Origin of the sequence: Microbulbifer sp. (assembly GCF_051659245.1) — a bacterium.
GTDB lineage: Bacteria > Pseudomonadota > Gammaproteobacteria > Pseudomonadales > Cellvibrionaceae > Microbulbifer.
In genome coordinates this window covers 61979-72144 of sequence record NZ_JBOFOC010000103.1, presented here as the reverse complement: position 1 = coordinate 72144, position 10166 = coordinate 61979, and the positions used below count along the sequence as shown (strand labels likewise).

Sequence of the window (10166 nt, the reverse complement as noted above, 5' to 3'; positions counted from 1 at the left end):
GAGCGGCCCATGGCCGCGATCGATCTTTCCGAATCCTCTGGAATCCGATCGCGGCCATGGGCCGCTCCCGGCCGGACCGCTCCTACAAGCCGCGCCGAAAAATTATTGCCGCGCTGCGATCAGTGCTTTTGCCCGCGCGCAGGCCGCGCGCACCTGCTTCGGCGCGGTGCCGCCGATATGATCCCGCGCGGCCACCGAGCCCTCCAGGGTCAGTACATCGAACACATCCCCTTCGATCACTTCGGAGAATTTGCGCAGTTCGTCCAGGCTCAATTCCGCCAGGTCCTTTTGCTGTTCGATCGCGTAGGCCACCGACTGGCCGACAATCTCGTGGGCGTCGCGGAAGGCCACGCCTTTGCGCACCAGGTAGTCCGCCAGGTCGGTGGCGGTGGAGAAGCCTTTTGCCGCGGCGGCCAGCATGTTTTCCTTCTTCGCCTTCAGCGCCGGCACCATATCGGCGAAGGCGCGCAGGCAGTCGAGGGCGGTGTCGGCGGCGTCGAACAGCGGCTCCTTGTCCTCCTGGTTGTCCTTGTTGTAGGCCAGCGGCTGGCTCTTCATCAGCGTGAGCAGGGCGATCAGGTGGCCGTTGACGCGGCCGGTCTTGCCGCGCACCAGTTCCGGCACGTCCGGGTTTTTCTTCTGCGGCATGATCGAGGAACCGGTGCAGAAGCGGTCCGGCAGGTCGATAAAGTCGAACTGGCTGGAGGTCCACAGCACCAGCTCCTCGCTGGCGCGGCTGAGGTGCGTCAGCAGCAGCGCGGCAAAGGCGCAGAACTCGATGGCGAAATCCCGGTCACTCACGGAATCCAGGGAGTTTTCCGTGGGCGCGTCGAAGCCGAGCAGTTCGGCGGTGCGCGCGCGGTCGATCGGATAGCTGGTGCCCGCCAGCGCCGCGGCGCCCAGGGGGGAGCGGTTGACCCGTTTGCGGCAGTCCGTCAGCCGCTCGTAGTCGCGGGTCAGCATTTCGTTCCAGGCCAACAGGTGGTGGCCGAAGGTCACCGGCTGCGCCGACTGCAGATGGGTGAAGCCGGGCATGATGGTGTCCGCCTCCCGCTCCGCCAGTGCCACCAGGCCTGTTTGCAGGCGGGTGAGTTCGGAAGCTATCTGGTCTATGCGCCCGCGCAGCCACAGGCGGATATCGGTGGCCACCTGGTCGTTGCGCGAGCGGCCGGTGTGCAGCTTCTTGCCGGTGGCGCCGATGCGCTCGGTCAGGCGCGCCTCGATATTCATGTGCACGTCTTCCAGCTGCACCGACCAGAGGAACTCGCCGGCCTCTATCTCCGCGGCGATCGCCTTGAGCCCGTCGGCGATCTGCCGGTATTCGTCTGCGCTGAGCACACCCACTTCCGAGAGCATCTGCGCGTGGGCCAGGGAGCCCTGAATGTCCTCCAGCGCCATGCGCTGGTCGAAGGTCACGGAGGCGGTGAACCTTTCCACGAAGGCATCGGTAGCTTCACTAAAGCGGCCGCCCCAGAGTTTTGACGCGGGATTGGGGGAGGGTTTGTGGTTGCTCATGGTTTCCCTGACAGCTGAGTGGGTGAAAGGCCGGGGCGGTTGGTGGTATCTTCCCGGACTCACTTCGGGAAAATCAAGAATAATAAGCGGTATGTCTTCTCCACACCCGGCGGAGCCGGCGGGCATTATAGCGCAGCAAATTCGCAGGATTGCCGCAACCGGCAAAGATTCTGCGCGCGCGTCTGATCTGCCCAGCCCGCATACCCCCCTGCTGCCGGACCTGTGCAGTGTCTCGGCGCTGGCGGCGCTGGTATTGATGGGAGAACTGCTGGCGCTCGTTCTGGTGCTGGCGGTGGACGGCCTGCGCCAGTTCGACTGGCAGCGCCTGGGTCTGGTGTCGCTCACCGTGCAGTGGGTGGTGTTGCCGGCGGCGGCGCTGCTGTGCCGCCTGCGCCCGCTGCTGGCGCAGCTGTCGCACAAACTGGCCGGCGGCCTCAGTTTCGCGGTGGTGCTGGGGGTGGTGCTGGCGGTGATGGCGGCCCAGCAGTGGTGGTTGGCCGGCCTCTCCCAATCCCCCTTCGACTACTGGCAGTGGCTCGGCAACTGCCTGCTGGGCGCCATCTGTGCGGGGGTGGTGCTGCGCTACGCCTACGTGCAGCAGCAGTTGCACAACCAGCAGCAGGCCGAGCTGGGGGCGCGCATCCAGGCGCTGCAGTCGCGCATCCGCCCTCACTTCCTGTTCAACAGCATGAACAGCCTGGCCAGCCTTATCGCCGTGGATCCGGTCCGCGCCGAGCGCCTGGTGGAAGACCTGTCGGCGCTGTTCCGCGCCAGCCTGGCGGAGCCCAGGCTGGTGCCTCTCGAACAGGAGTTGGCGTTGGCGCGGCGCTACCTGGATATCGAGCAGCTGCGACTGGGCGAGCGGCTGCAGAGCCGCTGGGACCTGGCCGAAGAGGTGGATGGGGTAGAGGTTCCCAGCATGCTGCTGCAGCCGCTGCTGGAGAACGCCGTGCTGCACGGCGTCGCGCGGCTGCGCGCCGGCGGCGAGATCTCGGTGCAGCTGCGGCACGCGGGTGATCGGCTGTTGTTCGAAATCGACAACCCGCTGCCCGAATCGGATGGGGAAAGGGCCCGTGAACACAACGGCATGGCCCTGGAGAACATTCGCCAGCGCCTGGCTGCCCACTACGGCAACCGCTTTCTGTTTGCCGCCGAGCGCGGCGACGACCGCTATCGCGTGCGGCTGGAACTGCCGGTGATCGGGGCGGGTCCGCGGATAAAATCCACAGCGCAAACGGAGGCTGCAGTGTGAATCTCCTGACTGTATTGATCGTCGACGACGAGCCGCTGGCGCGCGCGCGCCTGGCGCGGCAGCTGCAGCGACTTCCCGATTGCGAACTGCTGGGCGAGGCGACCGACGCGGAAGAGGCGATCGCCCAGGTGCAGTCGCTGGACCCGGACCTGGTGTTGCTGGATATCGAGATGCCGGGCCGCAGCGGGCTGGAGCTCGCCCGGGAACTGTCGGAACTGGATCATCCGCCGGCGCTGATCTTCTGCACTGCACACGACGAATTTGCCCTGCCGGCCTTCGCCACGGCCGCGGTGGGCTACCTGCTCAAGCCGATTGCGGCGGAACAGCTGGCCGCGGCGCTGGCCAAGGTGGGCAGCCTGAACAAGCCGCAGTTGAAAGCGGCCGGTGCGCGCGCAGGCAAGCCGGCGGGTCGCCGCCAGATCAAGGCGGTCAGCCGCCGCGGTGTACAGCTGCTGGAAGTGGACGCGATCCGCTGTTTCGTCGCCGACAGCAAATATGTGGTCGCCCACCACGACGGCGGCGAAACGATTCTGGACGAATCGTTGAAAGAGCTGGAGAGCGAATTCGGCGATCGCTTTGTGCGGGTGCACCGCAACGCGCTGGTGGCGGTGGCATTTATCTGCGGGCTGCAGCGTGACGGCGGCAACCACCGCGTGCTGCTGGACGGTATCGCCGAGCGGCCGCGGGTAAGCCGGCGACTGCTGGCGGGGGTCAAGTCCCTGATTGAAGAGATGGCTTAATCCGGGCGGCCAACACGGCGCCGTGCAGGAAGCCCCCGCCGAACGGTGCGATTGCGCTGAATAGAGTCATCACTTTCCCCTATTGGATGGGATTTCAGCTGCCGCCGGTGACGTCGATAAATGAACCGGTAACAAACGAAGCTTCGTCGCCCAGCAGCCAGGCAATCGCGCCGGCGACTTCCTCCGGCCGGCCGCCGCGGCCCAGCGGGATCTTCGCCTTGACCCTTTCGATTCGGTCCGGTTCTCCGCCGTCTGCGTGCATTTCGGTGTGGATTGGGCCGGGCCTGACCCCGTTGACCCGAATCCCCTCGTCCGCCAGTTCTTTCGCGAGGCCGACGGTCATCGAGTCGACGGCGCCCTTGCTGGCGGCGTAGTCGATATATTCATTGGGAGAGCCGCTGCGGGCCGCACCGGAAGACACATTAACAATGGCGCCGCCGCTGCCGCCGTATGCGGTCGACATACGCCTGATGGCCTCGCGGCAGCAGAGCAGTGTGCCGGTGACATTGGTGCGCAAAAGCCGGTTGATCCGCTCCGCGGTCATATTTTCCACGCGGGTCTGGGGCAGCAGCATACCGGCGTTGTTGACCAGTGCGGTTACCGGACCCAGCTGTCGGTCCACCTCCGCGAACAGCTGCTCTATGTCCGATTCCTCGGAAATATCCGCCCGCACCGCAATGATTCTTACACCGAATGCGCTCAGCTCATCGACCAGCGCCTCGGCGGTCTGTTTGCGCTCGCGATAGCTGATACAGAGGTCGTAGCCGCGGCGGGCCAGCAGGCGCACAGTGGCGGCGCCTATGCCGCGGCTGCCGCCGGTGATCAGTGCAATGGGTTTGGACATATCACTCCCGAAAAAGTCGGCGATGGCTGTGTCCTCACAGGCGGGACTGTGCGCGAGTTTTCGCTCATTGCGGTGTGTGATGGCTACGTCGGGCGCAAGTTGGGTGCGCGCCTCGTCAGTTTTGGCCGGCGCGCTTCACCAGGGCGCGCACTTCGTCGATCACCAGTTCCGGTTCGTCGAACTGCACAAAGTGGTAGCTCTTGTCCGTGGCAGGCAATCCCGTGTGCCAAGCCGGATCCGGTTGATTTTCGGTTACGCCGCGCGCAGTGCCCGGTCGACCGCTTCGTGTTCCCGGGCGATTACAGTGAGATAGGCCCGGGCGGCACTGTCGGGGTGGGAGCGATGCTGCTCCCAGTCGCGGATACGCGCCAGGCTGAAGCCGTAGCGGTCGGCGAACTCCGCCTGAGTCAGGCCGAGCGCCTTGCGAATTTTACAAACGTCGATTTCAGCGGGAACGTGGATTTTATAGCGGTCGCTGTCAGCTTCGCCCTGGGCGAAGGCGATCGCATCCTCGAGACCGGCCTTGATTTTGTCGAAAGCATTTTTGGACATGGATATCACCTCGAAACTTTCACCTTGAATCCTTGCCGCGCCCATAGGAAGAAATCAGGGCCTGAGTCAGCTTGGCGAGCTGGTTGCGCTGGGCCTGCGTCAGATTGGCCCTGTCGCCCTTGCTGAATACGGTCAGGAGAAACACCGGAATCTCGTCTCCGCCGAACACTGTAATCACCCGGTAGCCGCCACTTGTTTCCTTGCTCCGGCCGGGGATGCGGACTTTGCGGCAACCGCCGGTACCCTGCATGACATCGCCAGCCTGTGGGTTCTCCGAGACCAGGCCGATGGCGGTGAGCCGTTCGGCTTCCGTCATCCCGCAATCCTTTGCTGCCGCCAGGTAGGCTGGCGTTTCAATGACCGTGTGCATTTGAGTATAGTGCGGAAATTCCGTACTTTATCAAGTGTTGACCGGAGGTGTCTCAATACAGCTGCGGCCCGCCATCCCCATACTCCGAATCATTCTGCAGGCTCAGCTCTCCCGCCGCGCTATTCAGGTATTCGGCGTCGGATTCGGACTTGAGCTTGATCATCAGACGCAGGTCGTTGGCGGAGTCGGCGTGGGCGAGGGCGTCTTCGTAGGTGATCTCGCCGCGGTCGTAGAGTTCGTACAGGGCCTGGTCGAAGGTCTGCATGCCCTGCTCGTTGGAGCGTTTCATCAGTTCTTTCAGCTTGTGCACCTCGCCCTTGCGGATCAGGTCGGAGGCCAGCGGGGTGTTGATCATGATTTCCAGGCAGGCGCGGCGCCCGTCGCCGTCGGGGGTGGGGACCAGCTGCTGGGCGACCATGGCCTTGAGGTTGAGCGACAAATCCATCCACAGCTGGCTGTGCCTGTCGGCGGGGAAGAAGTGGATGATGCGGTCCAGGGCCTGGTTGGCGTTGTTGGCGTGCAGGGTGCACAGGCAGAGGTGGCCGGTTTCCGCGAAGGCGATGGCGTGGTCCATGGTCTCGCGGGTGCGCACCTCGCCGATCAGGATCACGTCCGGCGCCTGGCGCAGGGTGTTCTTCAGTGCGACCTCGAAGGACTCGGTATCCAGCCCGACCTCGCGCTGGGTGACGATGCAGCCGCGGTGTTGGTGCACGAATTCGATCGGGTCTTCGATGGAAATGATATGCCCTTTGGAATTTTCATTGCGGTGGCCGATCATGGAGGCAAGCGAGGTGGATTTACCGGTACCGGTGGCGCCCACGAAAATAATCAATCCGCGCTTGGTCATCGCCAACTCTTTGAGAGTTTCCGGCAGCCCCAAGCCGTCGATGGTCGGAATCTTGGTTTCGATGCGGCGCAGCACCATGCCCACCAGGTTACGCTGGAAAAACGCGGAGACCCGGAAACGGCCAACGTTGCGCACGGCGATGGCGAAGTTGAGTTCCTTTTTTGCCGCGAATTCCTTGCGCTGCCGCGCGTTCATGATACCTACCACCAGCTCACGGGCCGTTTCCGGGGTGAGGGAGGTGCTGCTGGCGGGTACGACCTTGCCGTGTACCTTGATGGACGGTGGCACGCCAGCGGTGATAAACAGGTCGGATGCACCTTTCTCTACGACCAGTTGCAACAGTCTTTCTATTTCCATCGTGTTTACCGCTGTTTATTCTTGAATGGCGGGCCTGCGGCCCGTTGCGGAGCTGGCGGCGGGCGCTCCCGAGCTCCGCGCACCCGGGGGCTAGCTTCCCCGAGTCCCGGGTCCCGTCTTTTAGAAATTCTCAGGCATCTTGGCTTTTTCGCGCGCCGCTTCGCGGCTGATGATGCGCCGCTCCACCAGGTCCTGCAGGCACTGGTCCATGGTCTGCATGCCCACGTTGGCGCCGGTCTGGATGGCGGAGTACATCTGCGCGACCTTGTCCTCGCGGATGAGGTTTCGGATCGCCGAAGTCCCGCGCATGATCTCGTGGGCCGCCACGCGGCCACCGCCGTTTTTCTTCATCAGCGTCTGCGAGATCACCGCCTGCAGGGATTCCGAGAGCATGGAGCGCACCATCGACTTTTCCTCGGCGGGGAACACGTCCACCACCCGGTCGATGGTCTTGGCGGCGGAGGTGGTGTGCAGGGTGCCGAACACCAGATGGCCGGTTTCCGCGGCGGTGAGTGCCAGGCGGATGGTCTCCAGGTCGCGCATCTCGCCCACCAGGATGATGTCCGGGTCCTCCCGCAGGGCCGAGCGCAGCGCCTCGGCGAAGCCGTGGGTGTCGCGGTGCACCTCGCGCTGGTTCACCAGGCACTTCTTGGATTCGTGTACGAATTCGATCGGGTCCTCGACGGTGAGGATGTGCTCGTACTTGTTGTCGTTGATGTAGTCGATCATCGCCGCCAGGCTGGTGGATTTGCCGGAACCGGTGGGGCCGGTCACCAACACCAGGCCGCGCGGGGTATCCGAGATCTGGCGGAACACCTGGCCCATACCCAGGTCGTCCATGGTCAATACCTTGGAGGGGATGGTCCGGAACACCGCGCCGGCGCCGCGGTTGTGGTTGAAGGCGTTGACGCGGAAGCGCGCTACGCCGGGCACCTCGAAAGAGAAGTCGGTCTCCAGAAATTCCTCGTAATCCTTACGCTGCTTGTCGTTCATGATCTCGTAGATCAGCGCGTGCACCTGCTTGTGTTCCATGGGCGGCAGGTTGATGCGGCGCACATCGCCGTCCACACGGATCATCGGCGGCAAGCCGGCGGAGAGGTGCAAGTCGGAGGCGTTCTGCTTGGTGCTGAAGGCGAGGAGTTCTGTGATATCCATACTGCTACCTTTATTGTTCTCTCTACCTTTATGGTTCCCGGGCCTATCGCGTAGAATCTGCAGCCCTTTCCACAGGCGAACTAGTATATGCGCAAAGCGGAGGTTGCCGAAAATCTGAATCGCGTGCGTGAGCGGGTCGTCACAAGTTGCGCCGCCTGTGGCCGCGATCCCGGCGGGGTTACCCTGCTGGCGGTGTCCAAGACCCGCCCGGCGGAGGACCTGCGCGTCGCCTATGCCGCCGGCCAGCGCCACTTCGGCGAGAATTACCTGCAGGAGGCGCTGGCCAAACAGGCGGATCTGGGAGACCTGGATATCTGCTGGCATTTCATCGGCCCGCTGCAATCGAACAAGACGCGGACGGTGGCGGAGCAGTTTCACTGGCTGCACAGCGTGGAGCGGCTAAAAATTGCTCAAAGACTGTCGGCGCAACGGCCGCCGGATATGCCGCCGCTGAATATCTGCCTGCAGGTCAATATCGACGATGAGGAGAGCAAGTCCGGCATCGCGCCCGCCGGGGTCCCCGAGCTGGCGGCGGCGGTGGCCGGACTGCCCAACCTCAAACTCCGCGGGCTGATGGCCATCCCCGCGCGGCGGAAGGCCGCGGAAGCGCAGCGCCGCCCCTTTGCGCAGCTGGCGGAACTGTTGCAGCGATTGCGCGCCCAACTGCCGGATCAGCCGCTGGACACCCTGTCCATGGGGATGTCCGGCGATATGGAGGTGGCGATTGAGTGCGGCGCCACGATCGTGCGTATCGGCACGGATATTTTTGGACGTCGGGAGACGAAAATTGACTGAAGCTCGAATGGTATTTGTCGGCGGTGCCGGGAATATGGCCAGCGCGGTGATCGAGGGCCTGCTGGCGGATGGCTACCCGGCCGAACAGATAGTCGCCACCGGCCGCGACGAAGAGAAGTTGCAGGACTTTGCCGGCCGCACCGGAGTGCAGGTGACGACAGACAACGAAACGGCCGTTGCCGGGGCGGATATCCTGGTGCTCTCGGTAAAACCCCAGGCGATGAAGGATCTGTGCGAATCCCTGGGCGAAGTGGTGGCGCGGCGCAGGCCGCTGGTGGTCGCCCTGGCCGCGGGCATTCCCCTGGCTGCCTACCGGCGCTGGCTGGGCGCCGGTGTGCCGGTCGTGCGCGCCATGCCCAACACTCCGGCGCTGGTGCGCACCGGTGCCACCGGGCTCTATGCGGCCGGTGATGTGAGCGAAACCCAGCGCGGGCAGGCACAGCGCCTCGCCGAGGCGGTAGGGATCGCCCTGTGGGTTGACAGGGAATCCGATATCGACCTGGTGACTGCGGTATCCGGGTCCGGCCCGGCCTATTATTTCCTGTTTATGGAAGCGATGATCGACGCGGCGCAGAGAGCTGGCATGGCGCGTGCCGACGCCGAACGGCTCACCTTGCAAACCGCTCTGGGTGCGGCCAAACTGGCCGCGGCCAGCGATGTGGATGTGGGCCAGCTGCGGCGCAATGTGATGTCCCCCGGCGGCACCACCGAGTGCGCGATCCAGTGCTTCCAAAGCGGCGGCCTGGAACAGCTGGTGGAAAAGGCCATGGGCGACTGCGCTGCGCGCGCGGCGGAGATGGCGCGGGAGCTGGATCAATAGCTCAAGTTTCGGAGTTCGAGATGCCTGCCGGTGGCCCACCCTGCTCCAGCTCCCCGAACTGAACCCCGAAACTTGAGTCAATAGAATTCCGCGCGAAGGCGGCTGTCCGCCCCGCGCTCAATCGAGAATAAGTTCGACAGGGGCTATTTTTAAGGACTGGCAATGGTCAATACCTTCAGCAATATCGGCGTCTTCCTGTTCGCCACTCTGGGAATCCTCTACCTGTTCGCGGTGCTGCTGCGCTTCATGCTGCAGCTGGCGCGGGCGGATTTCTACAACCCGATCTCCCAGGGCATCGTCAAAATCACCAACCCGCCGCTGCTGCCCCTGCGCAAGGTGGTGCCGGGGCTGCTCGGGGTGGATATGGCATCGTTGGTGCTGGCGCTGCTGGTGGGCTGGGTGATGATCCTCGGCAGCGGGCTGCTCGCCGGGCTGGGGCTGCTCAATCCCCTCCCCGCGCTGTTGTGGTCGCTGCTCGGCTGCCTGTCGACGGTGGTGGCCGTGGTGTTCGTGGGGCTGCTGATCTCCATCGTATTCAGCTGGATAGCGCCGCACAGCGGCCACCCGGCGCTGATGTTGCTGCGCCAGCTGCTGGAGCCCTTCTGCGCGCCGGTGCGCAGGCTGATCCCGCCCCTGGGGGTGATCGATATCAGCCCGATTTTCGTGTTCATTCTGCTCACGGTGGTGGACAAGCTGTTGTTCGGTTTCGCGCAGATGGCCAATATGCCCGCCTTCGTGTACGGCCTGTTTTGGCATATTCCCGGCTTTTAGGGCTGTTGCCGGGGCCCCTGATGCATCCTGTTAGGGGGTTCCCGCGCACTGGGTCGCAAATTTTGCCCCCGGAACCTTTATAATCGCCAATATCTTGCCTTCTGCATCCGCCCTGAAGTCACGGATTCAGGTTAATCCAGTAAATAAC

Annotated in this window: 11 protein-coding genes; 5 read left to right on the top strand and 6 right to left on the bottom strand. The window is 63.9% G+C overall.

Annotated elements, in window-relative coordinates:
- Positions 1-102: 102 nt before the first annotated feature.
- Positions 103-1515: an argininosuccinate lyase gene (gene argH, locus ACRC0P_RS11235; RefSeq protein ID WP_438630890.1), complete on the bottom strand. Its 1413-nt coding sequence runs from the start codon at positions 1513-1515 to the stop codon at positions 103-105.
- A 91-nt stretch (positions 1516-1606) separates the two neighbouring features.
- Here argH and ACRC0P_RS11230 point away from each other — a divergent pair, with 91 nt between their 5' ends.
- Both ACRC0P_RS11230 and ACRC0P_RS11225 read left to right on the top strand, forming a co-directional pair.
- Positions 1607-2767 carry a sensor histidine kinase gene (locus tag ACRC0P_RS11230; RefSeq protein ID WP_438630888.1) on the top strand — a complete coding sequence of 387 codons (1161 nt, stop codon included), beginning with the start codon at positions 1607-1609 and terminating at the stop codon, positions 2765-2767.
- Positions 2764-3507 (top strand): LytR/AlgR family response regulator transcription factor, encoded by a 744-nt coding sequence (locus tag ACRC0P_RS11225; RefSeq protein ID WP_438630886.1) that lies wholly within the window; start codon positions 2764-2766, stop codon positions 3505-3507. The genes ACRC0P_RS11230 and ACRC0P_RS11225 overlap by 4 nt, the downstream gene beginning before the upstream one ends.
- Before the next feature lie 94 nt (positions 3508-3601).
- Here ACRC0P_RS11225 and ACRC0P_RS11220 read toward each other — a convergent pair whose 3' ends face one another.
- From ACRC0P_RS11220 to ACRC0P_RS11200, 5 genes are all read right to left on the bottom strand, one after another.
- A complete protein-coding gene (locus ACRC0P_RS11220; RefSeq protein ID WP_438630884.1) occupies positions 3602-4351 on the bottom strand; it encodes an SDR family oxidoreductase in 750 nt (249 codons plus the stop codon).
- A gap of 252 nt (positions 4352-4603) precedes the next feature.
- Entirely contained in the window at positions 4604-4903 is a 300-nt protein-coding gene (locus tag ACRC0P_RS11215) for a helix-turn-helix domain-containing protein (protein ID WP_438630882.1), read from the bottom strand.
- 19 nt (positions 4904-4922) lie between these two features.
- On the bottom strand, positions 4923-5219 hold the full coding sequence (locus ACRC0P_RS11210) for a type II toxin-antitoxin system RelE/ParE family toxin (RefSeq protein WP_438630880.1): 297 nt from the start codon (positions 5217-5219) through the stop codon (positions 4923-4925).
- 106 nt (positions 5220-5325) lie between these two features.
- Positions 5326-6477 (bottom strand): PilT/PilU family type 4a pilus ATPase, encoded by a 1152-nt coding sequence (locus tag ACRC0P_RS11205; RefSeq protein ID WP_438630878.1) that lies wholly within the window; start codon positions 6475-6477, stop codon positions 5326-5328.
- Positions 6478-6597: 120 nt separating this feature from the next.
- Positions 6598-7632 carry a type IV pilus twitching motility protein PilT gene (locus ACRC0P_RS11200; RefSeq protein ID WP_438630876.1) on the bottom strand — a complete coding sequence of 345 codons (1035 nt, stop codon included), beginning with the start codon at positions 7630-7632 and terminating at the stop codon, positions 6598-6600.
- An 87-nt stretch (positions 7633-7719) separates the two neighbouring features.
- On the opposite strand from ACRC0P_RS11200, the gene ACRC0P_RS11195 reads away from it, so the two are divergent.
- From ACRC0P_RS11195 to ACRC0P_RS11185, 3 genes are all read left to right on the top strand, one after another.
- Complete coding sequence (locus ACRC0P_RS11195; RefSeq protein WP_438630874.1) at positions 7720-8427, top strand: YggS family pyridoxal phosphate-dependent enzyme; 708 nt, start codon at positions 7720-7722, stop codon at positions 8425-8427.
- Entirely contained in the window at positions 8420-9247 is an 828-nt protein-coding gene (gene proC / locus ACRC0P_RS11190; RefSeq protein ID WP_438630872.1) for a pyrroline-5-carboxylate reductase, read from the top strand. Before ACRC0P_RS11195 ends, proC begins: the two co-directional genes overlap by 8 nt.
- A gap of 162 nt (positions 9248-9409) precedes the next feature.
- Positions 9410-10018, top strand: coding sequence for a YggT family protein (locus tag ACRC0P_RS11185; protein WP_438630870.1), 609 nt, complete (start codon positions 9410-9412; stop codon positions 10016-10018).
- The last annotated feature ends 148 nt before the right edge of the window (positions 10019-10166 follow it).

Excerpts from the sequence above, each read along its gene's own strand:
- argH (WP_438630890.1), bottom strand. The coding sequence starts at position 1,515 with ATGAGCAACCACAAACCCTCCCCCAATCCCGCGTCAAAACTCTGGGGC.
- ACRC0P_RS11230 (WP_438630888.1), top strand. The coding sequence starts at position 1,607 with ATGTCTTCTCCACACCCGGCGGAGCCGGCGGGCATTATAGCGCAGCAA.
- ACRC0P_RS11220 (WP_438630884.1), bottom strand. The coding sequence starts at position 4,351 with ATGTCCAAACCCATTGCACTGATCACCGGCGGCAGCCGCGGCATAGGC.
- ACRC0P_RS11215 (WP_438630882.1), bottom strand. The coding sequence starts at position 4,903 with ATGTCCAAAAATGCTTTCGACAAAATCAAGGCCGGTCTCGAGGATGCG.
- ACRC0P_RS11210 (WP_438630880.1), bottom strand. The coding sequence starts at position 5,219 with ATGACGGAAGCCGAACGGCTCACCGCCATCGGCCTGGTCTCGGAGAAC.
- ACRC0P_RS11205 (WP_438630878.1), bottom strand. The coding sequence starts at position 6,477 with ATGGAAATAGAAAGACTGTTGCAACTGGTCGTAGAGAAAGGTGCATCC.
- ACRC0P_RS11200 (WP_438630876.1), bottom strand. The coding sequence starts at position 7,632 with ATGGATATCACAGAACTCCTCGCCTTCAGCACCAAGCAGAACGCCTCC.
- ACRC0P_RS11195 (WP_438630874.1), top strand. The coding sequence starts at position 7,720 with ATGCGCAAAGCGGAGGTTGCCGAAAATCTGAATCGCGTGCGTGAGCGG.
- ACRC0P_RS11185 (WP_438630870.1), top strand. The coding sequence starts at position 9,410 with ATGGTCAATACCTTCAGCAATATCGGCGTCTTCCTGTTCGCCACTCTG.